Genomic DNA, 24324 nt, shown 5'->3' with positions numbered 1-24324 from the left:
CCCGCCCCATAGTTTTACCCTACCAAACTATTCAGCAAAGCGAAAGCTTTGGGCGCGGTCCTTGGGCTAGCGGCTTCGCGGCAGGCCCAGCACCCTCTCGGCAAGAATGTTGCGTAGCACCTCAGAGGTGCCGGCCTCGATGGTGTTCGCCCGCGAGCGCAGGAACTGGTACTTCCAGCCTTCGCCGTCGCCCACCTGGCCGGCCGGGCCGGCGAGGTCCACCGCCGTCTCCGCCATCCGCTGGTTGAGCTCCGACCACATGAGCTTGAGGATGGAACCCTCTGGTCCGGGGATGCCGTCGCGCTTCATGGCGGTGACGGCGCGGTAGCCGTTGAGCTGCAGCGCCCGCGCCTCGATCGTGTACTGCGCGATCTTCTGCCGCACGAGAGGATCCGATCCGCGTCCCAGCCTGCGAGCGTGTTGAGCCAGCTCGGCCGCGGTGATCTGGGCGCGCGTGCTCAGCGCCATGCCCAGCGTTCCGCGCTCGTGCAGCAACGTGGTCATGGCCACCGCCCAGCCGTTGCCCGCCTCGCCCAGGACCTGCGACTTCGGCACCTGGACGTCTTTGAAGAAGATCTCGTTGAACTCCGCGTCGCCCGTGATCTGGACCAGCGGCCGCACCTCGACCCCCGGGCTTTCCATGTCGACCAGCAGATAGGTGAGCCCGTCGCGGGGGTTCGCCCCGGTGCGCTCGCGGGCGACCAACATGCACCACCTGGCGACCTGGGCGAGCGTGGTCCACACCTTTTGTCCGTTGACCAGGTAGTGGTCGCCCCTGTCTTCAGCCCGCGTCTGGAGGCCGGAGAGGTCGCTCCCCGCGTTGGGTTCGCTGAAGCCCTGGCACCAGATCTCCTCGGCTGACAGCAGCGGCGGCAGGTAACGTCGCTTCTGCTCTTCGGTGCCGTGGGCGATGACCACCGGACCGCCCATGCCGAGGCCGATGACGTTGATCGGCTCCGGCGCCCGGGCCAGGATCATCTCGTCGCTGAAGATCAGCTGCTCCATGAAGCCGGCGCCGCGGCCGCCGTATTCCCGGGGCCAGGTGATGCCGACATAGCCCGCGTCATGGAGCCGCTTTTGCCAGGCGCGCCGGCCGTCGATGAGGGCCTTCAGGTCGGTCTCGCCCGGGTCCTCCCGGCGAGGGGCGTTGGCCCTCAGCCACGCGCGGACCTCGTCCCGAAACGCCCTTTCGGACTCGCTCAGGTCGAAGTCCACGGCTCTACCTTAGCGAGTGCGCCAGGCGTTCAGGCAACCGCCGGAATCACTTCCTCAGCGAGCAGCTGCAGGGCGTCTTGGTCGTCGAGGAGGAAGTGCTGCAGCATGAAGAGGTCGACGCCGAGCGCGGCATGGCCCCGCATCTGGTCCACGATCTGCTCCGGCGTGCCGACAAGCCACCGGCCTTTCCGGTCTGCGATCACTTCTTCAGGAGTCATGCCCCGCAAAGCGCGGACGATTTCGCTGACCCGGGCCGCCCGCTCGCGAAGGTCTGACCGATCGCGCCCGATGAGGTAGCTCGTCAGCACCGAGTGGCGGATCGACGCCGGGTCGCGGCCGATCTCGCGGCAGCACGCGTCGAGCACCTGACGCCTCTGCCGGTACAGGTCCGCGTCAAGTCGCGACAGGTTCCACTCCGATGCCTCGCGCGCCACGATCGGAAGTGTTCGCTTCTCGCCCTTGCCGCCGATCAGGAGCGGGATCGGGTTCCGGATCGGCTTGGGGTTGGATTTGAGCCACGTGGCACGCAGCGTCCGCACGCCCTCCTCGAGCAGGTCGAATCGCTGCTTGAGGGTGAAGAACGGGATGCCGAACTCCGCGTGCTCATGCTCGTTCCACCCGGCGCCGACACCGAGGATGAGCCGGCCGCCCGAGAGCCCGTCCACCGACGCGGCCATGCGTGCCAGCAATGATGCGGGGCGAAACGTCATCGGACTCACCATCGGCCCGAACTCGATCCTGCTCGTCCATTGCGCCGCGAGCGCGAGCGAGACCCAGCATTCGATGCAGTCCCGTTCGGGAGCTCCCATCAACGAGACGAGATGGTCGCTGCGACGCAGCGAGTCGAAGCCGAGCGTGTCGGCGTCGAAGCAGATGCGGCGCCAGCGATCCCAGGTGAGTCCTTCCTGGCCCTCGATCATGATCCCGACCTTCGCCATCAGTGCAGAGCCATCGTAAGTTCGTCGAGCGATCGCCAGTTGAGGATGCGTGCTTGCGGGATGCCCGCCCGCCGCGCTATCCACGCCGCCATCGGCACGTAGGCCAGCTCGGCGGGAGCGTGGGCGTCAGCGTCGAGCGCGAAGTCGCAGCCGCTTTCGAGTGCCAGCCGCGCCATCTCCGGCGAGAGGTCCATGCGAGCCGGGTCGCAGTCGATCTCGAGCGCCACGTTATGCCGCGCCGCCGCCTTGAAGACCGCCTCGAAGTCGTAGGTCGCGCCTTCTCTCGCTCCGGGACGCCGGCCCGTCGGGTGACCGATGACGTCGACGTGCGGGTTGGAGACCGCGCGCAGCATCCGTTCCGTCATCGCCGCCGGTTCCTGTCGCAGCTTGACGTGAGGCGAGGCGATCACGACGTCAAGCAGTTCCAGCACGGTGTCGGGGAGGTCGAGCGCACCGTCCTCCAGGATGTCGACCTCGATTCCCTGCAGCAGCGTCAGCCCATCGAGCTGAGCCTGAACGTCCGCCATCTCGCGTGATTGCGCCAGCAGGCGTTCGGCGTCAAGCCCGTGCACGACCTTGATGCGCGGCGAATGGTCGGTGATCCCCAGGTACCGGTAGCCGAGGGCTTCGGCGCCGCGCGCGAGGTCGAGCATGGTCGCCCGCCCGTCGCTCCAATCCGTGTGCGAGTGCAGGTCGCCCTGGTAGGCGGCCAGCTCGATGGTGGACTCATCGGGCCGCGCCGGCTGCCGGTTCTCGGTGCGCAACCGCTCCAGGTACCGGCTGCCGCCGGTCTCGACGAGGTCGGCCAGGACCTTGGCGATGCCGGCGCCGACGCCCTCGATCGACGTGAGGCGGGCGGCGCGATGCAGGGCCGTGAGGTCTGGCCGCTGAACGGCGAGCGCCCAGGCGGCGGCCGAGAACGCCTTGGCGCGGAAAACCTCCTTCGGGTCTTGCCGCAGCAGGTATCCGATCTCCGACAGGGCCTGCGCGGCTGCGATCGCGTCGATATCGCCCTCCCCGCCGCGGGGAGAGCCCAGGTGGGGGGGCGCAATCATCCTTGTACCCGCACATTGTGTGAGGATCTGCGCATGGCTAAGCCGAAGCAGGTCCATGGCGATCCGATCCCCAACCTGGTCGAATCGCTTCTCGCCGAGCTGGGCGAGGACACCGCCCGTGAGGGGCTCAGGGCCACGCCGCGTCGCGTCTCTCGAGCCTTGCGCGAGCTCACCGACGGTTACGGGATGCGTCCCGAGGACGTCATCGCGGATGCCGTTTTCGACCAGGACTACGACGAGATGGTGCTGGTCAAGGACATTCCCTTCTACAGCCTGTGCGAGCACCACATGCTGCCGTTCTTCGGCAGCTGCCACGTCGGCTACCTGCCGAAGGGCAAAGTCGTCGGCCTGAGCAAGATCCCACGCCTGGTCAGCGTCTACGCCCACCGCCTGCAGGTCCAGGAGCGGATGACGAAGGAGATCGCCGAGGCGCTGAACGGCGCCCTGGCGCCCAAGGGTGTCGGCGTGGTGGTGGAGGCGCGGCACCTGTGCATGGAGATGCGAGGCGTGCAGAAGCCGGGCGGCCAGATGATCACGTCGTGCATGCTCGGTGCCTTCCGCAAGGATCCGCGCACCCGCGCCGAGTTCCTGGACCTGGTCCGCCAGCCCTAGTTCCAGGTCCGCCGGCGCAGCCACACATAAGCAAGCCTTTATGCATTAAACTGCGTATAAAGCAAGCTTTATGTTTCTACCGAGCCAGCGGCACGAGCTCCCCGATCACTTCCTGGCCTTGGCCAACCCCACCCGTCTGCGCATTCTTGAGCGGCTGGGTAAGGTCGGAGAGGAGAACGTCAACGACCTGGCCGCCCACCTCCGCATGAGCCAGCCGCGCATCTCGTGGCATTTGCGGATGCTCCGGGTCGGCGGGGTGATCAGGACTCGGCGGGACGGCCGCCAGGTTTACTGCTCGCTGGACGTCGAGAACATCGCGCGCGAGCGCGCGCGCCTGGACGAGTTGCTTGGAATTACCGGACGAGTAAAAGTTCGTGAGGAGGTCGGCGCATGACAGACGATCGGAAGAACGGTGAACGAAACGGCAAGGTGCGCGTTGCGATAGTGGGTGTCGGCAACTGTGCCTCCTCGCTCGTGCAGGGCGTGCACTTCTATCGCGACGCTTCACCCAAGGACACCGTGCCCGGTCTCATGCACGTCGACCTCGGCGGCTACCACATTCGCGACATCGAGTTCGTCGCGGCGTTCGACATCGACAAGAAGAAGGTCGGCCTCGACCTCTCAGAGGCGATATTCTCGGGCGCCAACAACACCGTGAAGTTCACCGACGTCCCCTCGCTCGGCGTCAAGGTCCAGCGCGGCATGACGCACGACGGCATCGGCAAATACCTCACCGACATCGTCCAGAAGGCGCCGGGCGAGACGTCGGACGTGGTCGGCATCTTGAAGGAGACGCAGGCCGACGTCGTCGTCAGCTACCTGCCCGTCGGATCCGAAGAGGCGACCAAGTGGTACGTCGAGCAAGCGCTGGCGGCCGGAGTCGGATTCGTCAACTGCATCCCTGTGTTCATCGCCCGCGAGGCCTACTGGCAGAAGCGCTTCCAGGAGAAGAACCTGCCGATCATCGGCGACGACATCAAGTCGCAGGTCGGCGCGACCATCCTCCATCGGGTCCTGACCCGCCTCTTCAGCGATCGGGGCGTCAAGCTCGAGCGCACCTACCAGCTCAACTTCGGTGGCAACACCGACTTCCTGAACATGCTCGAGCGGGACCGCCTGATGTCGAAGAAGATTTCGAAGACCCGCTCCGTCACCTCTCAGCTCGACTACGAAGTGGGCGCCGACAACGTGCACATCGGCCCCTCCGACTACGTGCCCTGGCTGCACGACCGAAAGTGGGCGTACATCCGGCTGGAGGGCCGCTCGTTCGGCGATGTTCCGCTCAACGTCGAGCTCAAGCTCGAGGTCCACGACTCGCCCAACTCGGCGGGGATCGTCATCGACGCCGTCCGCTGCGCCAAGCTGGCGCTCGACCGGGGCATCGGAGGGGCGCTGGAGGGGCCGGCCTCCTACTTCATGAAGTCGCCCCCGGTGCAGTACAGCGACAACGACGCCAGGCGTTTGGTGGAGGAGTTCATCGAAGGTGGTAAGGCGGGAGCCGATGGCCGCGTCCGCCCCGTCCCCCGCGCGAAGACGGCGACCGCCCCTGATCGGCGCTAAACCGGCGCTGGGTGAGGCGGCCTACCGTTTCGGTGCGCGTGCCCTTCGGGTCGTGCCGCCGGGGCTCCGCCATGCCGCCGCCGCTCCGGGGGGCAGCGCGTGGTACTGGCTCAGCGTCGCCCAGCGGCGCGCGGCCCTGGAGAACTACGCCGCCGCGCTCGGTCGCGAGGGGTCTGACCCGGAGGTGGCACGCGTGGCGCGGCGCGCCTTTCAGAACTACGGGCGCATGCTCATGGAGTTCTTGCTCCTGGGTAGCCTCACGCCGGACGAGCTCATGCGGCGCATGACCATGGACGGTCGCGAGCATCTCGATGCGGCGATGGGGTGTGGTCGCGGCGCGATCATGGCCGTCCCGCACATGGGGTCCTGGGACATGGCCGGCTCGTACGCCGGAACCATGGGCTATCGCATCGCCGCCGTCGCGGAACGCTTTCCCGGCTCGCTCAACGATGCGGTGGTGCGGACACGTCAACGTTTCGGCCTGAACGTCGTGATGCTCGGCCGCTCGGCGGTCCGTGCGATCACCCAGGCGCTCGAGGCCAACAGCATCGTGGCTCTTCTGTGCGACCTGGAGCAGGGCCCGGGCGTCGAGGTGCGCTTCTTCGGCCGCCGCGCGATCGTTCCGGCGGGCCCGGCTTCGATCGCGCTCAAGACGGGCGCCCCGCTGATGCCCGCCTATCAGTACGTCACGTCGCCAGGCCACCATCACGTTCACCTCGATCCACCCCTCGCGCGGCTCGACGGCGAAACCAGAGAAGGCTTGATGCAGCGCGTCGTCGATCGCTTCGAGGATTTCATCAGGGAGCGCCCCGACCAGTGGTATGCGTTCCGTCGAATGTTTCGCGCTGAGGGATGAGCCGGTGGATCCCAGCCGCATGTCTGGCGGCCGGGCGGCCCCGTCCAGCAGCGGGCCCACCGGTACATCCCTGAGTGTGGCGCTACCGAGCGTTCAAGGCCGTGCAGTCGCTGGTGGAGCGGCTGCCCCGGTCGTGGGCGTACGCCCTGGCCGTGCTGGCCGCCCGCTTTGCCTGGCTCTTCTCGCCCCTGGCCCGGCCTCGCCTGGAGTGCAATCTCAAGGTCGCGTGCCCGGAGCTCACCCCGGGCGAACTGCGCCGCATCTCATGGTTGAACTTCCGCAACCACGCCAAGGCGTACGCCGACCTGATGATGCTGCCGAGCACGCCGGTGGAGGCCATGCGCTCTCGGCTCACGGTGAAGGGTGCGGAGTATCTCGAGGAGGCCCGGGCCTACGGCAAGGGGGTGCTGGCGGTCTCGTGCCATATGGGCTCGTACGAGGTCGTCTCGGCCATCTGGTCGGCGACCATGACGCCGGTCAGCTTCTTCGCCGAAGAACTGGAGCCGCGCGCGCTTTTCGAGTGGTATCGGGATACGCGAGCGCGCCTGGGGATCAGCGTGCTGACGCTCGATCTTGGCGGCATCCGCAAGGTGCTGCAGGCTTTGCGGGACCAGGAGATGGTCATCACTGCCATCGACCGCGATATCACGGGCACGGGCCACATGATGCCGTTCTTCGGCCGGCCGGCGCCGATTCCCCTGGGCCCGGCGGCCATGGCGCTGCGGCTCGGCACGCCACTCGTTCCGGTCTGTGTGTACAGGCTGCCGGACGACACCTACGTGGCCGAGGGCGCACCGCCCGTGATCGCCAGGCATACCGGCGACCCGAAGGCGGACCAGATCCGCGCCACCCAGGAGCTGCTCCATCACATCGAAGGTTTCATCCGGCGGCACCCCGAACAGTGGCACGTGCCGCACCGCATCTGGGACGGTGCACCATGAAACGGCGCGGGGGGATCACGAGGCGCGGGGGGATCAGGATCCCCCCACGGGCCCCCCTCTCCCCGCAACGATTGGGTGGCGCTTTGAACTGGGACGCCTGGGGGACGGCCGGATTGAATCCGGCCTGCAGGCGGCGCGGGGAATCTGGAAGGCGCGGGGGGATCAGGGTCGCCCCACGGGCCCCCCTCTCCCCACGACGATTGGGTGGCACCTTGAACTGGGACGCCTGGGGGACGGCCGGATGGAATCCGGCCTGCCGGCCGTGCTGGGGATCGAGATGAGGGTCGGGCTGGTTTCGCCTTACGACTTCGCGTCGCCGGGCGGCGTGAACGACCATGTGCGGCACCTGGCGCGTCAGCTTCGCCACGCCGGGCACGAGACGCGGATCTTCGCCCCCTCGAGCCGCGCCGACATCGACTTCGACACCGCGCGCTTCTATCGCATCGGCAGCCCCATCGCCATCCCGGTGAACGAATCAGTCGCGCGGATCACGCTGAGCTTCCACCTCGCCAGCCGGGTGGCCGCCATCGTCGAGAGAGAGCGCTTCGACGTCCTCCATTTCCACGAGCCGCTCATGCCGGCTCTGCCGATGACGATGCTGCGCATGTCCACCACCGCGAACGTCGGCACGTTCCATGCCTTCGCACGCTCCAACGTCGGTTACTACTACGGCCGGCGCTGGCTCGCGCCGAACCTTGCCCATATCGATAGGGGGATCGCGGTCAGCCGGCCGGCGAGCGAATTCTTGCACCGCTACTTCCCCGACTTCCCGCTGCGGGTCATCCCGAACGGGATTGACGTCGACGTTTTCAAACCCGGCTTGGCTCCCATCCGTCACCTTCGAGACGAGAGCATCAACGTCCTGTTCGTCGGCCGCCTCGAAAAGCGCAAAGGCCTCGGCGACCTGCTGCGCGGCTTCGAGTTCATGCGCGCCCGCGTGCCGCAGAGCCGTCTGATCGTCGTCGGCGACGGACCGCTGCGCGGCCGGGTCGAGGCGTACATCGCCAAGCACCGCGTCCCGGATGTCGTCCTGGCGGGCTACGTTCCGGACAGCGTACTTCCGCGCTACTACAACAGCGCGGACATCTTCTGCGCGCCGGCGACGGGGGGAGAGAGCTTCGGCATCGTGCTGCTGGAGGCCATGGCGTCCGGGCTGCCCGTCGTGGCGACCGAGATCGAGGGCTATCTCTCGGTGCTCGAACCGGGACGCGACAGCATGACCGTCCGGCCCAAGGGTTGGGCCGAGCTCGGAGCCGCGTTGATCATCCTGGCCAGGGACGCCGAGCTGAGGCGGCGCATGGGTGCGTACGCGCATGACAAAGCGCGGCGATATGCATGGGATGCTGTGGCGGCGCAGGTGATCGAGGTCTATCAGGACGCTCGGCGGGCCGCCGCCGCCCGCCTCGTCAGGGGCGGCGAAGCGGCTCGCCCGGCGGCCGCGCTCACCAAGGAAGTGACGAATGTTCACCACGCGGTTTGAGGCCTGGGTCCGCCGGAAGGCGGAGGCCCTGGTGTCTGCTGTCGGCCGGGTTCCGCTGACGCCGAACCAGGTCACCGTCGTGGGGCTGGCGCTGACCTTCGCCGCCGCGGCGCTCACGGCGTTCGACCACCTGCGGTGGGCGGGCGTCGTGCTGATCTTCGCCGGCACGTGCGACATCCTCGACGGCGCGCTCGCGCGCTCGACCCGCGCCAGCTACCCGTATGGAGCGTTCCTCGACTCGACCCTCGACCGCTACTCCGAAGGCGCCATCTACATCGGGCTGACCGCATATTTCGTCAGCGCGGGCGGGCCGCTCGAGCGGTGGCTCGTGCTCGCGACGCTGGCCGCGCTGGCCGGCTCGTTTCTGGTGAGCTACGTGCGTGCCCGCGCCCAGAGCCTCGGTTTCACATGTGACTCCGGCCTCTTCGCCCGGCCGGAGCGGGTGGTGGTGACCGTGGTGGGCTTGATCTTCGGCGGGGTCGTGCTTTACGCCGTGGTATTTCTACTGGCGGTGCTGACCAACCTGACGGCTCTGCAGCGCATTCGCGAGGTCTGGCTGCAAGGCCGGGCGCAGCGCCTGGCCGTCGAACGCGAGGCCAGCGCGGCCGAGGCCGCCCAGGCCGCGCCCAAGAGCGGGACGACGGCCACCCCGTGACCGACCCGTTCAGCGGCGTCATCGGCCACGCGCAGGCGCTGGAGCAGCTGCGGTCGCAGCTCGGCGGTGGGCGCCTCGCGCACGCCTACCTCTTCGTCGGCGAATCCGGCCTCGGCAAGGCGACGGCGGCGCGCGCGCTGGCCGCCTGCCTGCTGCCCGAGGCTCCGCTGCAGCGCCATCCCGACTACTGGGAGGACGACCGGATCAAGCCCCTGTCCATCAATGAGATCCGGCTTCTGCCCGACAAGCCGCCCGAGTTCCACGAGCTGTCCCTGCAGGCGTTCCTGAACCTCAAGCCGGCGGTGGGCTCGCGGCGCGTCGCGATTGTCGTCAACGTCGGCCGCCTGCGAGACCAGGACCAGGGGGTGCTGCTCAAGACGCTCGAGGAGCCGCACCCGCACCGCGTCGTCATCCTGACCACGCCAAGCCTCAACCCCTTCGTCGTCCTGCCCACGGTGGTCTCACGCTGCCAGCGGGTTTTCTTTCACCCGGTGCCCGCGCCCGAGATCGAGAGGCTGCTGACGGCCAGCGGCATCGCGCCAGACCGCGGGCACGTGGTGGCGGAGCTGGCGCGCGGCCGGCCCGGCTGGGCGGTTCGCGTGGCGGGCGATGACGCCGTGATCGAGCTCCACCGAACGTGGACGCGCCGCCTTGAAGAGGTCTTCGGGGCGCCCGCCGACGTGCCCCTTCGCATCGCCGCCGAGCTGGACGGGGGCCAGATGGCCTGGCGCCGCGTTGAGGGCGAGGTCGAAGACCCGGCGTTGTTTGCGATCGCCAGCTGGCAGATCGAGCTTCGCCGCCGGATGCTGGCGAGCCGCGGCCGCGAGCAGGGGCGGTGGGCACGGCTGGTTGAGCTCTCCTACGACACGCTCGGCTATCTCGAGCAGAATGTCAGCCCCCGCCTCGCTCTCGAAACTTTCTTGCTCGAATGCCGCCAAGCTTCTTGAGGAAGGCCCTCGCGGGCTTTCACGCATACGTCCCCGGCGAGCAGCCGCCCGACGATGAGGACTGGGTCAAGCTCAACACCAACGAGTCGCCGCTGCCGCCATCGCCGAGGGTCATCGAAGCGATCAGGGCCGCGGCTGACGATTCGCTGCGGCTCTACCCCAGCCCGACGGCGGCGCCGGCCCGCCGGGCCATCGCCGGTCACTTCGGCCTGAACGCGAGGCAGGTCTCCGTCGGCAATGGCGCTGACGATCTGATCGAGATGTGCTTTCGGGCGTTCGCCGGGGCCGGCGACCGCGTCGCGTATCCGACCCCGACCTATCCGCTGCTGGAACCCCTGTGCCGGCTGCACGAGGCGGCGCCCGCCGCCCATCCGACCGCTGACGGTTGGAGCTGGACCCCCAGCCTTGCCGAGGACCCGGCTCCGCTCAAGTTTCTCGTCAATCCCAACTCGCCCACCGGCACATGGCACAACCGGGCGTCGGTCGAGCACGTCCTGGCGCGATCACGCGGCGTGGTCGTGCTGGACGAGGCCTATGTCGATTTCGCCGCCGAGTCGCAGGTGGAGCTCCTCGCCCGATACAACAATCTCCTCATCACTCGGACGATGTCCAAGTCGTACGCGCTGGCGGGCATGCGAATTGGATTCGCGCTCGCCCACCCCGACCTCATCGAGGCGCTGGACGCGGTCAAGGATTCGTACAACTTGGACCGCCTCGCGGTCGTCGCGGCGGCGGCGGCGATCCAGGACGAGGACCACCATCGCCGGATCGTCGACCACGTGGTCGCCGAGCGCGCCTGGCTGGGGGACCGGCTTCACGAGTTTGGCTTCGAGCATTCGCCATCGGCGGCGAACTTCGTCTTCGTCAAATCACCGCCAGGCAGCACCGCCGCCGCGGTCGCGGACGCGCTGCGTGAGCGGCGAATCCTGATCCGCCATTACGATCGGGACCCAATCGCCGGCTGGTTCCGCATCACGATCGGGACCCGAGCGCAACACGAACGCCTGCTGGCGGCACTCAAGGAGATCGTTTGACCGACCGCTGGACGCCGGGGCGCGACGAGGCCTGGGAGCTCGTGACCTCCATGACCCAATCCGACCAGCTGCGCCGCCACATGCGCAGCGTGGAGGCGGCGATGCGCGCCTATGCCAGGCGCTTCGGCGAGGACGAAGAGCGATGGGCCGTGCTCGGTCTCATCCACGACTGGGATTACGAATCCGGCCCGACCCAGGACCTTCACCCGCTGCGCGGCATCCAGATGCTCCGGGATAAAGGCTGGCCCGAAGACATCCTCGACGATATCGCGTCGCATGCCGATTACCTGAGCGTGCCGCGCGACACGCCGGCTCGCAAAACGCTGTATGCGGTGGACGAGATGTGTGGCTTCATCATCGCCTGCGCCCTGGTCAAGCCGGACCGATCCCTGGGCTCGGTCGAGCCGAGCACCGTGCGCAAGAAGATGAAGGACAAGGCGTTCGCGCGCGGCGTCCACCGCGACGAGCTCGTCGCGGGCGCCGAAGCTCTCGGGATACCCTTTGACGAACACGTGCTGGTGGTTCGCGATGCGCTGAGGCCGATTGCGCAGGAACTGGGCCTGAATCCGTGAGCTCGAACGGAAGGCCGCGCGTCCTGCTGATGCACCCGATCCTGGATCCGGGCCCGGCCATCCTGGCCGAGGCAGCCGAGGTGATCCCCTACCCGCCCGGCCGCCCGCTGGACGAAGCCAACATCCGACAGGCGGCGGAAGGCTGTGTCGGCATCGTCAGCCTGGTCAAGGACCCGATCCGCGACACCGTGCTGTCCACGCCCGGGCTCAGGATCGTGAGCAACGTCGCCGTCGGCTTCGACAACATCGACGTTGCCGCCGCGACCGCGCGCAAGGTCATGGTGACCAACACGCCAGGTGTTCTCGACGAGACGACTGCGGACTTTGCCTTTGCGCTGTTGATGGCGACCGCGCGCAAAGTGGTCGAAGCGGACGCCTTCATCCGCCAGGGAAGCTTCAAGGGCTGGGAGATCGACATGTTGCTCGGCACCGACGTCCACGACACGACGCTCGGGATCATCGGCATGGGTCGCATCGGTCGGGGCATGGCCCACCGCGCCAGGGGCTTCAACATGCGGGTCCTCTACCACAACCATCACCCGCTGCCCGCTGACGTCGAGCAGCAGCTGGGCGCAACGCATGTCGACCTGGGCAGGCTGCTGGCGGAGTCCGATTTCGTCTCTTTGCACGTGCCGCTGACGAAAGACACGCAGCACATGCTCAGCACCCCTCAGTTCGCGCGGATGAAGCGCAGCGCCATCCTCATCAACACCTCGCGCGGCCCGGTGGTCGACGAGGCGGCCCTGGTCGAGGCACTGGACGCGGGCACGATCGCGGGCGCCGGCCTTGACGTGTACGAGCGGGAACCGGCCGTGCATCCAGGCCTGCCGGCCATGCGCAACGTCGTCCTCGCCCCACACATCGCGAGCGGAACCGTGCGCACGCGCTCAGAGATGTCGGCGATGGCGGCCCGCAACCTGGCGACGGCGGTCCGTGGCGGCCGGCCGCCGAACCTGCTCAACCCAGAGGTCGAGCGATAGCACTCCAAGCAGCGAACGGTTACCGGCTGGTGGCCCTCGACCTCGACGGCACGATCCTGGACATGAAGCTGAACCTCGACCCGCGCGACGTCGAGGCGCTGAGGCGGATCATTCACGCCGGCGTCGCCGTCCTGGCATGCACGGGGCGGCCCTTCCCAGGGGCCGTCCCCTGGGTGGAGCGGCTCGGGCTTGACGGACCGATCATCTGTTACCAGGGAGCGGAGATCCGGATGCCGGATGGCGAGGTGCTCCTCGACCACGGGGTCGCCCACGAGCTGGCGATGGAAGTCATCCGTTACGCACGCGATCGCGACCTGCACGTGCAGGCCTATCGGGACGATCGCCTGATCGTCGAGCGCGACCGGCCGGAAGCGCACATATATGCCAACCACGCGGGCATGGAGATCCACGTGGTGGGGGACCTCGACGCCGCCATGGGCCCGACCACCCCTAAGCTGGTCATCGTGTCCACCCCGCAGAGGTTGGAGGCGCTTCTGCCTGAAGCCCGGGAGCGCTGGAAGAGTCGGCTCAACGTCGCCACCTCCGTGCCCGAATACCTGGAGTTCACGAGCGTCGAGACCGACAAGGCGACCGCGCTCGCCTTCCTTTGTGAACGATTGGGCGTGCCGCGCGAGCAGTCGGTCGCGGTGGGAGACGGGCGCAACGATGAGTCGATGCTCGCCTGGGCGGGACTCGGCATCGCGGTCGAGGGGTCACCGGCCGAAGTCGTCGCCGCCGCGGATCGCACGATCCCCGGACCGGGTCGCGGTGGAATCAAGCAGCTCGCCGACGCGCTGGGGATCGCCGGCTAGTTGGCGACGCTGTTTCTCGTCCATGCTCACCCCGACGACGAGGCGATCTCGACCGGCGGTGTGATGATGAAGGCGAAGACCCACGGCCATCGCGTGGTGCTGGTCACCGCCACACGGGGTGAGGTGGGGGAGATCCACAACATGGATCCCGAAACGGCGCGCCCGCGGCTGGGCGAGATCCGAACCGAAGAGCTCAAAGCGGCGGGGGAGATCCTCGGCGTCGATCGGATCGAGTTCCTGGGGTATCGCGACTCAGGCATGGTCGACACCGCCGACAACAAGGACCCGAGGTCGTTTCACCAGGCCCGCCTGGACGAGGCGGCCGGCAGGCTGGCGGTGCTGCTGCGAGAGGAGCGGCCGGACGTGGTCGTCACGTACGCCGAAGACGGCGTGTACGGGCACCCGGACCACATCAAGGCTCACCAGGTCACCAACGCGGCGCTGGATCTCCTCGTGCGGGAGGGCTGGACTCCCGCCAAGCTCTACTACACGGCCATCCCGCGCTCGATGATGGAAGCGTTCATGAGCCAGATGCCCGAGGAAGCCGCGCGCCAGAACCAGAACATGCGGATCGCCGGGACGCCCGATGAATTGGTCACGACTCGCGTCGACGTCCACGATTACGTCGACTCCAAACGCCAGGCTTTCGGCGCGCACGTGAGCCAGAACGATCCGAACTCGTGGTTCACCACGATGGCCAGCCAGATCTACGAGCTGGCCTTCGGCACGGAGTATTTCCAGCTGGCGAGGGGCAAGCCGGGTTCAGAGCTTCCGGAGGAAGACCTCTTCGCCGGCATCCGCTAGCTCCGACCAGGCGCCAAAGCTCACCGCGTAGACTCGAGGCAGAAGACATGGAAGTCGTCAAGATCACGCCTCGCGGGTACTGCCATGGCGTGGTGGACGCGTTTCGCATCGCCAAACGGGTGCGTGAGGAGACCGATGGGCCGGTCCACATGCTCGGCATGCTGGTGCACAACACTCACGCGACAGACGACCTGCAGCAGCAGGGCATCGCCCTGATCGATCAACCCGACCGCTTCGCCGGTCTCAGCCAGATCAACGAAGGGACGGTCATCTTCACGGCGCATGGCGTCTCGCCGCAGGTCAAGCAGCGCGCGGTCGAGCTCGGCCTGAAGCCGATCGACGCCACGTGTTCCGACGTGGTGCGCACCCACGAGCTGGTCGCGGACCTCGCCGGCAAGGGCTACGAGGTCGTGTACATCGGGCGCAAGGGGCACCCCGAGCCCGAGGGCGTGATGGGTGAGGCCCCCGGCAAGGTGCACCTGGTCCAGGACTCCGCGGACATCGAGCAGCTGGATCTGACGGGCGATCGGGTCGCCGTCACCTGCCAGACGACTCTTTCGGTGTGGGACACCGAGGACCTGATCGGCCGCGTCAAGGCGCGCTACCCGCAGGCGGAGGTCCACAACGAGATCTGCCGCGCGACACAGGAGCGGCAGGAGGCGGCGGTCGAGGCGGCGCAGCACGTCGACCTGGTGATCGTGGTCGGCAGCCCCCGCTCTTCGAACTCCCTGCGGCTGGTCGAAGTCGTGAAGAAGCTCGGCCGCAAGCCGGCCTACCTGGTCGACAAGATGGAGGACCTGGACCTCAGCTGGTTCGCCGGGGCGCGCAAGGTTGGAGTGACGAGCGGGGCCTCGACCCCGACCCAGCTCACGCGCCGGGTGATCGAGTACCTGGAGGCTCTGGAAGCCCCGGGAGCCTAGGTCCGGCGCAGCCGCCGGATCACACGGCTCAGGGCGCCGGGTTCAGCCGCCGCCGGCGCCGCCTGCGGCGGAGCCGGCTCCGCCACCTGGCTCCCGGTCGGTGCGGCACCACCGTCTCGTGCCGCGGATGAGCTTGGAGAGCGTCGCCTGCGCCTCCGTCTGGCCGGAACCGCCGCCTGCTCCGCCGTGGTGGCGGGCACCGGCGGTGCGGTCACGACCGGCGTCTCGACGGCAGGAGCGCCCGCGGGCGGCGATGCTCGCCGGCGCCGCCGCCGCCGGGGTGGGGCGACCGCGGTTGCCGTGGTCGCCGCCTGGGATCGCGGCTGCGCGCCCGAGCCGACCTGGCGCCTGACGCTTGCGCCCATCTCGCCCTCCGCGCACAGCGCGCCATCGGCGGTGAGCACGTCGACGCGCCAGACCACGGTCGACGAAGGCGCGCCGCCGGCGGGCGGGCGCTTCTGGGTCAGGGTCCAGCGGGCGTAAATCGTGTCCCCGGCGTGCACGGGGCGAGGGAACTTCCAGTTCAGCCAGTCCCATGCGGCCACCGCGGGGGTGGGCATGTCCATCGAGCCGAGGCCGACCGCGACCGCGACGAGAAGCGCCGGCGGCGCAACGCGGGCGCCACCATGGCTCGCTTCGATCGTCAGCGGTGAGAAATCGCCCGCCACTCCGGCGAACAATGCGATCTCTGACTCGGAGATGGTGCGCCGGCGGCTGGTCCACTCGCCGCCCAGGGGAAGGTCGTCGAAAGAAATGGGCTCCAGATCGGGAGCGAGTATAGCCCTAATCGCCAGATCAACCGGCGAGAGCTGGGCGTTTACCCTATGACGAGTTCGGAAACCGGGGAGGGTTGGTCTTGGAGCTGGCGGGCGTCCTGTTGGTCACCTCGGTGCTGCTGGTCATCGCGTTCGTCCTTCTGACGATCTCGCTCATGCGCCTCCGTGGGACGGCTCGCGAGCTGCAGGCTGCCCTCGAGGACGAGAGCGGAGCGCGAGATCGGGCCGCGCTCCTGCTGGCGATCGCGTCGGCGGTCAACTCTTCGCTGGCGCTCGAGGAGGTTCTGAATGTCGCCCTCACCCAGGCCGGCCGGATCATGGGCGCCGTCGCCGGGGCCATGTACCTGGTGACGCCAGGCAAGGCCGAGATGCGGCGGGAGGCGGAATACAACCTCACCCCTCGCGCCCGCGGCGCCGTCCGCCAGCTGGAGGAGGAACCCCTCCACTCGGGTCTGGCCGCGATGCGGCCGATGGTGGTCAACCTCGACGAGCGCAACGCGCCGGGGATCGTGGGCGGCGGCCATCCGCCGCACGCTCTGGTCGTCCCGGTGCAGCGGTCGGGCCAGCTCATGGGCGCCATGGAGCTGTACCTCAATGCGTGGCGGGAGCTCACTGAAGACCAGGCTGACCTGCTCAACGGAGTCGCGTCGCAGGCGGCGATCGCCATCCGGCACGCGCAGCTTTTCCAGGCCCAGGAGGAGAACGCCCTCACCGACGAGCTGACCAAGCTGCCCAACCGCCGCCACCTGGCGCAGCGCTTCCTGCAGGAGATGCAGCGCGCCCGGCGCCACCACAGCGCGATCGCCTTCCTGATGATCGACCTCGACCACTTCAAGCAGGTCAACGACACCTACGGCCACCTCGACGGCGATGCCGTGCTGGCCGCGCTCGCCTCGATCCTCACCGGCGGTGCGCGGGAATCGGACGTGTGCGCTCGCTACGGCGGCGAAGAGTTCGCCATGATCCTCCACGAGACGACCGAGGCCGGCGCTCGCACCCTGGCCGAGCGCATCCGCGCGCAAGTCGCCGCGGCGACGCTGCCCGGCGGCTTGAAGCTCACCATCAGCATCGGCGTCGCCGCCACCGACGAGCCGGCGCTCTTCACCTCGTTGATCGAGCGCGCAGACCAGGCCCTGTATGCCGCCAAGCAGGGTGGTCGCAACCAGGTCCGGGTGGCGGACATGAGCGCAGCCCCGGCCAAACGCGCCTAGAGCCCCCCGCGACTTCGTTCGCGGGCACAGGGGCCCTCCGATCTGAAAGGACCGCCTCCCGTCAAGACGGTAGAGTCGACCCGTGGCCCATTACTGCGTCAACTGCGGGACCCAGCTGGTGCCGCGGATCCTCGAGGGCCGCGAGCTCGAGGCGTGCCCGCACGACGACTTCGTGCTGTGGCGTGACCCCAAGGTCGCGACCGCGGTGGTCGTGGAGACGGACGGCGGCGTCGTCCTGGGACGGCGCGCCATCGAGCCGGGTTACGGCCTGTGGTGCCTGCCAGGCGGGTTTGTCAACGATGACGAGGACCCGGCCGGCGCCGCGGCGCGCGAGTGCATGGAGGAGATCAGAGCCCCGGTCGAGCTGACCGGCCTGATCGGCGTCTATCACATCGCCAAGAGCGGGGCGCCGAGCATGGTCGGGATCGCGTACCGCGGCCGCCTTGCCGGTGACGTCAAACCCGCGCCGGGCGTGGAGATGCTCGAGGTCGCGGTCTTTCCCGTCGACTCGCTCCCGCCGCTGGCATTTCCGAGTCAGCGGACCGTGCTGGCGGAATACCTCAATGGCCTCTCCCCTCGGCAAGGGGCCGGGTGAGATGCTCCTCGATCGCGTCGAGCGCGTCGCGAGCTCACCGGAGGTGCGATCTCATAGATGGATGACGCTGCCCGCCACCACCGGCGCGCCGTCGACGATGAGCTCACCCCGGCTGCCGATGTCCTGAGCGACGCCTTCGACGACTCGTCCGGGCAGCTCGACGCGCACCCTTCTGCCCAGGGTGTCGGAGAGCTGGCGCCAACGCGCCAGCACCTCCTCCGGCGGGGCTGAGCACCAGCGCTCGACCTGGCGGCGGAGGCGGTCGAGCAGCGGCTCGCGGGATTGGTTCAGCTGCGCCGCGCCTGGGGGCGCCCACGTGAGATTGATGCCTATCCCGCAGATCGCCTTCGCGGGTGTGCTCTCGACCAGGATGCCGCCCACCTTGCGGCCGCCGAGGAGCAGGTCGTTCGGCCATTTCAGCCGGACCTCCGCGTCGCAGGCCTCGGCGGCCGCGACCCCCGCCGCCAGGCTGAGCAGCGGGTTCGGGGCCAGCACGAACGAGACCAGAAGCGCCGTGCCCGCGGGCGCCTCCCAGCGATGGTCGAGCCGCCCGCGGCCGGCGGTCTGGTGATCGGCGATCACGACCGCGCCGATGGGCAGGTCGCGGGCCACATCCTGCGTCGACGTGACCGAGTCCCGCCAGAGGATCCCTGGCGTAGCGCTCTCCACGCACCGACACTAGCGCGCAGGGGACGCCGGTGGCGGTGCGCCGGTAAGCTAGCTGGGCGATGAAGCTCCACCGAGCCGTCACGCTCGTGGTGATGATGCTGCTGGCCGTGGGGGCATTCGTCCTGCTGACTTCGAGCGCGATCGGGCGCTTGGACGCCCACAGCCTCATCGCGCTCGGGGTGGTCATCGCGGGCGCTGCCGCGGGCGGCATCGCCTTCAGCTGGAAGCGCTACTACAGGCGCACCTCAGACCAGGGCCGGTAAGGTGCTGCGGCTCGGTTACAAGGCTTCGGCCGAGCAGTTCGGCCCGCGCGAGCTGCTCGATTACGCGAATGCGGCCGAGGCCAATGGCTTCGACAGCGTTTTCGTCAGTGATCACTTCCAGCCTTGGCGGCATTCCGACGGCCATGCGCCCTTTGCCTTCGCCTGGCTGGCGGCCGCCGGCGAGCGGACGGAGCGGGTGCTGCTCGGAACGTCCGTGGCGACGCCGACGTTTCGCTACCACCCGGCGATCGTGGCTCAGGCGTTCGGAACCTTGGGATCGCTCTTTCCAGGTCGGGTCATCCTTGGAGTCGGGACGGGGGAGCATCTCAACGAGGGCGCTCTCGGTGTGCGGTGGCCCGACAACAAGGAGCGTTTCGCGCGGCTGCGCGAGGCGGTGCGGCTCATCAGGCAGCTCTGGACCGAGCAGCTCGTGACGTTCGACGGCGAGTACTACCACACGCGCAACGCGACCATCTACGACCGGCCGGACGACCCGGTTCCGATCTACGTTGGAGCCGGCGGGCCGCAGGTCGCGAAATTCGCCGGGCGCGCGGCGGACGGTCTCATCTGCACCTCGGGCAAGGGCATGGAGCTCTACTCCGAGCAGTTGCTGCCGTCGTTCGCCGCAGGCGCGTCCGAATCCGGGCGCGAGGCCGGCACGCTGGACAGGATGATCGAGGTCAAGGTGTCGTACGACACCGATCGGTCGCGGGCGATGGAGGACACGAAGATCTGGGCCGCGCTGGCGCTGCCGGCTGAATCCAAGGCGAGCATCGACGACCCACGGGAGATGGAGAGGCTCGCCCGCGGCGTGGAGGACGTCGCGCATCGTCGCTGGCTCGTGTCGAACGACCCCGAAGAGCACCTGGAGCAGCTGCGGCCGTACCTCGAGCTGGGCTTCAACCACCTAGTGTTCCACGCTCCGGGTGACGACCAGGCTCGATTCCTGGAGCTCTACGGTGCGCAGATCCTGCCCCGTATTCGCCAGCAGTGGGGGTAGACATCGCGGGTTGGGTCATCGTCCTGGTCAAGGACTTCGATTCGGCCAAGCAGCGGTTGGGACCGGCTCTGGATCCGAAGTCGCGGCGGGATCTCGCGCGCCGAAACGCCAGCCGGGCCATCCGTGCCGCGGCGGCCGCGGAACGGCGCCTCGTGGTTGCAGGCAGCGATGAGGTCGCGGCGCTGGCGCGGCAGATGGGGGTGGAGGCGATCGTGGAGCCCCGACAGGAGGGGCAGAACGTGGCCGCCAAGCGCGGCATCGCCCACGCGGTAGAAGCCGGCGCCGAAGCGATCCTCCTACTGTCCAGCGATCTCCCGCTGGTGACGCGGAAGTCGGTGAGCGAGGTGCTCCAAGCCGGCGTTCGCCTCGAAGGGCCGGTGGCGGTGGCGGTGCCCGCCGTCGGTCGGGGAGGCACCAACGCGCTGTACCTCAGACCTCCGGATGCCATTACCCTCCATTTCGGCGCGGACTCGCTGGCGCGGTTCCGCCATGAGGCGGAGGTCCGCGGCGTGAACTTCGTCATCCACCATTCGGACGCGATGGCACTCGACCTCGACGAGCCCGCCGACCTGGCGCGCCTGCGGCGTGCGGTGTGAAGCGTCTCGAGCTCCACGCCGTCGAGGGCCTGCCTGAGGTCAGACCTGGCGACGACCTCGGCGAGCTGATCGCCGCCAGGACCACGCTGGAAGCCGGTGACGTGCTGGTGGTCGCGCAGAAGGTGGTGTCCAAGTCCGAAGGCCGGCTGCGCAACCTGGGCTCGGTGACCGCTGGCGAGGAGGCGGTGCGGCTCTCGACCCAACTGCTCGCGGCGCCTGATCCACGGTTGGTTCAGGTGGTGCTCGACGAGAGCGTTCGCATCCTGCGCTCGACGCGTGTCCTGATCACCGAGACTCGACAGGGCTTCGTCTGCGCGAACGCCGGCGTCGACCACTCCAACGTCGCCGGCTCTGATGTGGTGACGTTGCTGCCGGAGGATCCCGACGCGAGCGCCGAGCGCGTGCGCGCACGGATACGGCGGCTCAACGGGACCGACGTGGCGGTGATCGTGTCCGACACGTTCGGGCGGCCGTGGAGGTTGGGGATCGTGAACGTCGCCCTTGGCATCGCCGGCCTGCCCGCGCTGCTAGACCTGCGCGGCACCCTGGACGACGCCGGCAAGCCGCTGCACGCGACGGTGCTTGCGGTCGCCGACGACGTTGCCGCCGCCGCCGGGCTCGTGATGGGCAAGACCGGCCGGGCGCCCGTGGTGATCGTGCGCGGCCTTGGCTTGCAAGGCAGCGGGCGGGGTCGTGATCTGGTCCGGCCCGCGACCGAGGACCTGTTCCGCTGAGAACTGTCGTCCTGGCGGGCGGCACCGGGGGCGCCAAGCTCGCCGCCGGCATCCGGACGATCGTGCCGGGCGGGCACGTCACGGTGGTCGCGAACACCGCCGATGACGACGAGTTCTGGGGCCTGCTGGTCTGCCCGGATGTGGACGCCGCGATCTACCGGCTGGCCGGCGTCTTCAACGAAAACGCCGGATACGGCGTCGAGGGTGATTCGTTTCGCGTCCTCGACGAGCTCGCCCGGCTGGGCGGGCAAGCGTGGTTCAGAGTCGGCGACAAAGACCTCGCGACGCACGTGCTGCGCGCGGACATGCTGCGGCGTGGCAGCACCTTGACCGAGGCCTCGCTCGAGCTGTGCCGCCGGTTCGGGGTCGACACGCCTGTGCTGCCCATGAGCGACGAGCCGGTGAGGACGCGCTTTCTCACCGACAAGGGAGAGCTGTCGTTTCAGGAGTACTTCGTGCGCGAGCGTCTCGCGCCGGCCCTGCAACGGATCGAATTCGCCGGCGTCGACTCGGCCCGGCCGACGCGCGAAGTGCTTGCCGCCCTGGACGAAGCCGACCTCATCGTCATCGGCCCGTCCAACCCTCTGATCTCCATCGCGCCGATCCTCAAGGTCATCGGCTCACACCTGCCACGCGACCGCACGACGGCGGTGACCCCAATCGTCGGTGGCATGGCGCTCAAAGGGCCGACCGTGGAGATGCTGCGGGCGATGGGCACTGAGCCGACGCCGCTCGAGGTCGCGCGCACGTATCGCGACCTGGCGGCGGGATTCGTGCTCGACAGCCGCGACAGCGGCCTCCGATCGGCCATCGAGGACCTGGGCTATCGAACGCTCGTCTGCGACACCGTCATGAGGGACGGCGGCGCAGCCCTGGCCGCCGCGATCCTTGGCGCTTTCGGAGGTGCGGCCGGGTCCGCTTAGGTGACGTGCGAGTTGGCGACCATGACCAGGACGCCGATGAGCACCATCACCAGGCCGACGACCAGCACCGCGTACTGAGCGATCGCGATTGCGGCGCTCGGCCTCTTGACCTCCTCGCCGGTCTCGGCCCCGGGCGCCTCGCCGGAGGCGAGCTGCCAGGAGCCCGAGGCGACGGCTTCTTTGGGCTTCTGCTTCGAGCCCGGTTCGGCCGCTTCGGCGCTTCCCCTGCTGTCGCCGACGATCGACCACGAGGCGCCGCCGGCGGCCGGCGCTGCAGGCTGGACAGGTTCGGCGTGGGCCGCAGGCTCGGCCGAAGCCGGGGCCGGGGTCCAGTCCTGCTGTTTCTCCGGGGGCGCGTAGGCCGGTTCGGGCGCCGACGGGGGGGCGGCGAAGGGGCTGGGTGCCGGTGCGGTGGGTCCGACCCCCCAGGTCTGCGGCGGCGCGGCTTCAGGCGGTGGCCTGACGCCGGGCGGCGGCGCCGCCGGCGGGGGTTCGTAGGCCGAGGGCTCGTAGGTCACGCTCGGCGCGGTGGTGCTGGGCGAGAAGCTCGACGTGCCGGCAGGTTGTGCGGCTTCGGCCTCTGCCGGTTTCTCAGACCGGCCGTGCGGCTCCAGCGTGCGCTGACGTGCGGCGCGCACCTTGTGTTCGATCTGCGACCGTCGCGCCGAATACATGGAGCGCTTCTCCACCGACTTGTGTCGCATGACGAACAAGACCGCCACCACACCGACCAGAGCCACGGCTGGTCCGACGAGAAGAGCGACAGGCATAGGGGCCGATTATCGGCGATCGGTGCATGTGTGACAATCGCCGCAGTGGCTCTGTTCGACCGCATTCAGGTGCAACTCGTCGAAGCGCGCAGGCAGCGCAACGAGGTCGTGCTGAGCACTCTGTCGCTGCTCAAGAGCGAGCTGGTGAAGGCGAGCAAAGAGGGCGGTGCCACCGGCAGCATCGACGACGAGCTGGTCGTGCGCATGGCGCGCAAAGAGGTGAAGCGTCGCGAGGAGGCGATCGACCAGTACCGCAAGGCCGGGCGTGAGGAATCAGCCCGTCGCGAAGAAGCCGAGATGGAGTTGCTGCGCGCATACCTTCCGGCAGCGATGAGCGCGGAGGAGGTCGAGGCGGAGGTGGGGGCCGTGATCGCCGACCTCAAACCGCAAGGACCCAAGGCATTTGGCGCCGTGATGAAGGCCGCGACGGCGCGGCTCGCGGGCAGGGCCGAGGGTGCGCAGGTCGCGGCTGCGGCGCGCAAACTGCTTGGCTCCTAAGCCGAAGAAGGCGTGGATGCTCCCGGCGCCCCCGCGTGGAGCCCGGACGCGCTCTCGGCTCACCTATGAACGGCTGCGCGACCTGTATCCGGCGGTCACGGAGCTGGCCCACCACGACCCGTTTCAGCTGCTGATCGCGACCATCCTGTCGGCCCAGACGACAGATCGTTCCGTCAACCTGGTCACGCCAGAGCTTTTCGCGCGCCACCCGACGCCCGCGGACCTTGCCGCGGCCGACCCGGCGGTGATCGAACAGCTGATCAGACCGACGGGATTCTTTCACGCCAAGGCGCGCACGATCATCGCCGCCAGCCGCAAGCTCGTGGAGCTGTTCGGGGGTGAGGTGCCTTCGACCATGGAAGACCTGGTCAAGCTGCCCGGTATCGGCCGCAAGACCGCCAACGTCATCCTCGGCGTCGGGTTCGAGGTGCCTGGCTTTGCCGTCGACACGCACGTCACGCGGCTCACCAACTTGCTGAAGCTGGTGGCGACCCGAGACCCGGTCAAGATCGAGCACCAGGTGTGCGCGATGGTGCCGGAGCAGGAGTGGACCGGGCTGTCGCTGCGCCTGATCCTCCACGGGCGCAGGGTGTGCGTGGCGCGCCGGCCGCGATGCGAGGAGTGCGTCCTCAACGACTTCTGCCCGTCCTCCACGACCCGCCCGAGGCGCCGCCAACCGGCCTGACGCCACCTCGCGCGGGGCCTACCCTCCTCCCGGGCCGTTCCCACTCCCAACCGGCACACCGGCAGCCACTGAATCACAGCGCCAAGCGATCCGAAACCCCGCCTGTTAACGACACGCCACCCGCGGGGTGAACCGACAGCAATGAAAATGGGGCTTGGTGGGAACGGCCCGACTTTCTTTGGTGCGAGGGAGCTCGTTGTTAACGTGGGCTGGCCGGTCGTCA

Annotated in this window: 28 protein-coding genes; 23 read left to right on the top strand and 5 right to left on the bottom strand. The window is 68.6% G+C overall.

Translation table 11 applies throughout. The annotated features are described in order from the left end of the window. Positions 1 to 66: 66 nt before the first annotated feature. The 3 genes from EPN29_06840 to EPN29_06830 are packed head-to-tail and all read right to left on the bottom strand — an operon-like array spanning position 67 to position 3265. Positions 67 to 1215: an acyl-CoA dehydrogenase gene (locus EPN29_06840; GenBank protein ID TAN33126.1), complete on the bottom strand. Its 1149-nt coding sequence runs from the start codon at positions 1213 to 1215 to the stop codon at positions 67 to 69. A 29-nt stretch (positions 1216 to 1244) separates the two neighbouring features. Beyond that, positions 1245 to 2153, bottom strand: a complete 909-nt coding sequence (locus EPN29_06835; GenBank protein TAN33125.1) for an LLM class flavin-dependent oxidoreductase — start codon at positions 2151 to 2153, stop codon at positions 1245 to 1247. Beyond that, complete coding sequence (locus EPN29_06830) at positions 2153 to 3265, bottom strand: PHP domain-containing protein (GenBank protein TAN33124.1); 1113 nt, start codon at positions 3263 to 3265, stop codon at positions 2153 to 2155. The genes EPN29_06835 and EPN29_06830 overlap by 1 nt, the downstream gene beginning before the upstream one ends. Between EPN29_06830 and folE the strand changes: the two genes are divergently transcribed. The 14 genes from folE to EPN29_06760 all read left to right on the top strand — a co-directional run bounded on the left by folE (position 3242) and on the right by EPN29_06760 (position 15381). Then, positions 3242 to 3820, top strand: coding sequence for a GTP cyclohydrolase I FolE (gene folE, locus EPN29_06825; GenBank protein ID TAN33123.1), 579 nt, complete (start codon positions 3242 to 3244; stop codon positions 3818 to 3820). The two genes, EPN29_06830 and folE, sit on opposite strands and share 24 nt — an antisense overlap. A gap of 70 nt (positions 3821 to 3890) precedes the next feature. Next, the gene (locus EPN29_06820) at positions 3891 to 4214 is read left to right on the top strand and encodes a transcriptional regulator (GenBank protein ID TAN33122.1); all 324 of its coding nucleotides are present in this window, start codon (positions 3891 to 3893) and stop codon (positions 4212 to 4214) included. Continuing rightward, positions 4211 to 5380: an inositol-3-phosphate synthase gene (locus tag EPN29_06815; protein ID TAN33121.1), complete on the top strand. Its 1170-nt coding sequence runs from the start codon at positions 4211 to 4213 to the stop codon at positions 5378 to 5380. The genes EPN29_06820 and EPN29_06815 overlap by 4 nt, the downstream gene beginning before the upstream one ends. Next, positions 5322 to 6236 carry a hypothetical protein gene (locus tag EPN29_06810; protein TAN33120.1) on the top strand — a complete coding sequence of 305 codons (915 nt, stop codon included), beginning with the start codon at positions 5322 to 5324 and terminating at the stop codon, positions 6234 to 6236. The genes EPN29_06815 and EPN29_06810 overlap by 59 nt, the downstream gene beginning before the upstream one ends. 74 nt (positions 6237 to 6310) lie before the next feature. Beyond that, positions 6311 to 7177 (top strand): hypothetical protein, encoded by an 867-nt coding sequence (locus tag EPN29_06805; protein ID TAN33119.1) that lies wholly within the window; start codon positions 6311 to 6313, stop codon positions 7175 to 7177. 241 nt (positions 7178 to 7418) lie between these two features. Further along, positions 7419 to 8657 carry a glycosyltransferase family 1 protein gene (locus tag EPN29_06800; GenBank protein ID TAN33118.1) on the top strand — a complete coding sequence of 413 codons (1239 nt, stop codon included), beginning with the start codon at positions 7419 to 7421 and terminating at the stop codon, positions 8655 to 8657. Next, positions 8638 to 9312 carry a CDP-alcohol phosphatidyltransferase family protein gene (locus tag EPN29_06795; GenBank protein ID TAN33117.1) on the top strand — a complete coding sequence of 225 codons (675 nt, stop codon included), beginning with the start codon at positions 8638 to 8640 and terminating at the stop codon, positions 9310 to 9312. Before EPN29_06800 ends, EPN29_06795 begins: the two co-directional genes overlap by 20 nt. After that, complete coding sequence (locus tag EPN29_06790) at positions 9156 to 10259, top strand: hypothetical protein (GenBank protein TAN33116.1); 1104 nt, start codon at positions 9156 to 9158, stop codon at positions 10257 to 10259. Before EPN29_06795 ends, EPN29_06790 begins: the two co-directional genes overlap by 157 nt. Then, a complete protein-coding gene (gene hisC / locus EPN29_06785) occupies positions 10241 to 11293 on the top strand; it encodes a histidinol-phosphate transaminase (GenBank protein TAN33115.1) in 1053 nt (350 codons plus the stop codon). The genes EPN29_06790 and hisC overlap by 19 nt, the downstream gene beginning before the upstream one ends. Positions 11294 to 11343: 50 nt before the next feature. Beyond that, on the top strand, positions 11344 to 11865 hold the full coding sequence (locus EPN29_06780; protein TAN33157.1) for an HAD family hydrolase: 522 nt from the start codon (positions 11344 to 11346) through the stop codon (positions 11863 to 11865). A 29-nt stretch (positions 11866 to 11894) separates the two neighbouring features. Further along, complete coding sequence (locus tag EPN29_06775) at positions 11895 to 12845, top strand: D-glycerate dehydrogenase (protein ID TAN33156.1); 951 nt, start codon at positions 11895 to 11897, stop codon at positions 12843 to 12845. 29 nt (positions 12846 to 12874) lie between these two features. Continuing rightward, positions 12875 to 13657: an HAD family phosphatase gene (locus EPN29_06770; protein ID TAN33114.1), complete on the top strand. Its 783-nt coding sequence runs from the start codon at positions 12875 to 12877 to the stop codon at positions 13655 to 13657. Beyond that, the gene (locus tag EPN29_06765; GenBank protein ID TAN33113.1) at positions 13658 to 14461 is read left to right on the top strand and encodes an N-acetyl-1-D-myo-inositol-2-amino-2-deoxy-alpha-D-glucopyranoside deacetylase; all 804 of its coding nucleotides are present in this window, start codon (positions 13658 to 13660) and stop codon (positions 14459 to 14461) included. It abuts the gene before it with no gap. A gap of 47 nt (positions 14462 to 14508) precedes the next feature. Continuing rightward, positions 14509 to 15381 (top strand): 4-hydroxy-3-methylbut-2-enyl diphosphate reductase, encoded by an 873-nt coding sequence (locus EPN29_06760; GenBank protein ID TAN33112.1) that lies wholly within the window; start codon positions 14509 to 14511, stop codon positions 15379 to 15381. Here the strand turns inward: EPN29_06760 and EPN29_06755 are convergent. Then, the gene (locus tag EPN29_06755; GenBank protein TAN33111.1) at positions 15378 to 16175 is read right to left on the bottom strand and encodes a hypothetical protein; all 798 of its coding nucleotides are present in this window, start codon (positions 16173 to 16175) and stop codon (positions 15378 to 15380) included. The two genes, EPN29_06760 and EPN29_06755, sit on opposite strands and share 4 nt — an antisense overlap. Before the next feature lie 62 nt (positions 16176 to 16237). Here EPN29_06755 and EPN29_06750 point away from each other — a divergent pair, with 62 nt between their 5' ends. Further along, positions 16238 to 17368: a GGDEF domain-containing protein gene (locus EPN29_06750; protein TAN33110.1), complete on the top strand. Its 1131-nt coding sequence runs from the start codon at positions 16238 to 16240 to the stop codon at positions 17366 to 17368. Positions 17369 to 17450: 82 nt separating this feature from the next. Beyond that, the gene (locus EPN29_06745) at positions 17451 to 17963 is read left to right on the top strand and encodes an NUDIX domain-containing protein (GenBank protein ID TAN33109.1); all 513 of its coding nucleotides are present in this window, start codon (positions 17451 to 17453) and stop codon (positions 17961 to 17963) included. Between the two features lie 51 nt (positions 17964 to 18014). On the opposite strand, the gene EPN29_06740 is transcribed toward EPN29_06745, so the two are convergent. Further along, the gene (locus tag EPN29_06740) at positions 18015 to 18632 is read right to left on the bottom strand and encodes a biotin--[acetyl-CoA-carboxylase] ligase (GenBank protein ID TAN33108.1); all 618 of its coding nucleotides are present in this window, start codon (positions 18630 to 18632) and stop codon (positions 18015 to 18017) included. Positions 18633 to 18691: 59 nt separating this feature from the next. Between EPN29_06740 and EPN29_06735 the strand changes: the two genes are divergently transcribed. From EPN29_06735 to nth, 7 genes are read left to right on the top strand one after another with little or no spacing between them, the layout of a single operon-like run. Next, positions 18692 to 18895: a hypothetical protein gene (locus EPN29_06735; GenBank protein ID TAN33107.1), complete on the top strand. Its 204-nt coding sequence runs from the start codon at positions 18692 to 18694 to the stop codon at positions 18893 to 18895. A gap of 1 nt (position 18896) precedes the next feature. Next, on the top strand, positions 18897 to 19895 hold the full coding sequence (fgd, locus tag EPN29_06730) for a glucose-6-phosphate dehydrogenase (coenzyme-F420) (protein ID TAN33106.1): 999 nt from the start codon (positions 18897 to 18899) through the stop codon (positions 19893 to 19895). Continuing rightward, a complete protein-coding gene (gene cofC / locus EPN29_06725) occupies positions 19838 to 20491 on the top strand; it encodes a 2-phospho-L-lactate guanylyltransferase (protein ID TAN33105.1) in 654 nt (217 codons plus the stop codon). Before fgd ends, cofC begins: the two co-directional genes overlap by 58 nt. Next, positions 20488 to 21225, top strand: a complete 738-nt coding sequence (cofE, locus tag EPN29_06720; protein ID TAN33104.1) for a coenzyme F420-0:L-glutamate ligase — start codon at positions 20488 to 20490, stop codon at positions 21223 to 21225. Before cofC ends, cofE begins: the two co-directional genes overlap by 4 nt. After that, positions 21222 to 22148: a 2-phospho-L-lactate transferase gene (locus EPN29_06715; GenBank protein TAN33103.1), complete on the top strand. Its 927-nt coding sequence runs from the start codon at positions 21222 to 21224 to the stop codon at positions 22146 to 22148. Before cofE ends, EPN29_06715 begins: the two co-directional genes overlap by 4 nt. A 5-nt stretch (positions 22149 to 22153) precedes the next feature. Further along, positions 22154 to 23416 carry a hypothetical protein gene (locus EPN29_06710; GenBank protein ID TAN33102.1) on the top strand — a complete coding sequence of 421 codons (1263 nt, stop codon included), beginning with the start codon at positions 22154 to 22156 and terminating at the stop codon, positions 23414 to 23416. Positions 23417 to 23432: 16 nt separating this feature from the next. Continuing rightward, positions 23433 to 24101, top strand: a complete 669-nt coding sequence (gene nth / locus EPN29_06705; protein ID TAN33101.1) for an endonuclease III — start codon at positions 23433 to 23435, stop codon at positions 24099 to 24101. Positions 24102 to 24324 lie beyond the last annotated feature (223 nt).

It is taken from the genome of bacterium (assembly GCA_004299235.1).
GTDB lineage: Bacteria > Chloroflexota > Dormibacteria > Dormibacterales > Dormibacteraceae > SCQL01.
The sequence above is the reverse complement of the archived record's forward strand: the minus strand, read 5'-3'. Positions and strand labels throughout refer to the sequence as shown.

Bases quoted from the DNA above. Each gene is read 5' to 3' on its own strand.
- EPN29_06835 (TAN33125.1), bottom strand. From the start codon at position 2,153: ATGGCGAAGGTCGGGATCATGATCGAGGGCCAGGAAGGACTCACCTGG.
- folE (TAN33123.1), top strand. From the start codon at position 3,242: ATGGCTAAGCCGAAGCAGGTCCATGGCGATCCGATCCCCAACCTGGTC.
- EPN29_06830 (TAN33124.1), bottom strand. From the start codon at position 3,265: ATGGACCTGCTTCGGCTTAGCCATGCGCAGATCCTCACACAATGTGCG.
- EPN29_06820 (TAN33122.1), top strand. From the start codon at position 3,891: ATGTTTCTACCGAGCCAGCGGCACGAGCTCCCCGATCACTTCCTGGCC.
- EPN29_06815 (TAN33121.1), top strand. From the start codon at position 4,211: ATGACAGACGATCGGAAGAACGGTGAACGAAACGGCAAGGTGCGCGTT.
- EPN29_06810 (TAN33120.1), top strand. From the start codon at position 5,322: ATGGCCGCGTCCGCCCCGTCCCCCGCGCGAAGACGGCGACCGCCCCTG.
- EPN29_06800 (TAN33118.1), top strand. From the start codon at position 7,419: ATGGAATCCGGCCTGCCGGCCGTGCTGGGGATCGAGATGAGGGTCGGG.
- EPN29_06795 (TAN33117.1), top strand. From the start codon at position 8,638: ATGTTCACCACGCGGTTTGAGGCCTGGGTCCGCCGGAAGGCGGAGGCC.
- hisC (TAN33115.1), top strand. From the start codon at position 10,241: ATGCCGCCAAGCTTCTTGAGGAAGGCCCTCGCGGGCTTTCACGCATAC.
- EPN29_06780 (TAN33157.1), top strand. From the start codon at position 11,344: ATGACCCAATCCGACCAGCTGCGCCGCCACATGCGCAGCGTGGAGGCG.
- EPN29_06775 (TAN33156.1), top strand. From the start codon at position 11,895: ATGCACCCGATCCTGGATCCGGGCCCGGCCATCCTGGCCGAGGCAGCC.
- EPN29_06760 (TAN33112.1), top strand. From the start codon at position 14,509: ATGGAAGTCGTCAAGATCACGCCTCGCGGGTACTGCCATGGCGTGGTG.
- EPN29_06735 (TAN33107.1), top strand. From the start codon at position 18,692: ATGAAGCTCCACCGAGCCGTCACGCTCGTGGTGATGATGCTGCTGGCC.
- nth (TAN33101.1), top strand. From the start codon at position 23,433: ATGCTCCCGGCGCCCCCGCGTGGAGCCCGGACGCGCTCTCGGCTCACC.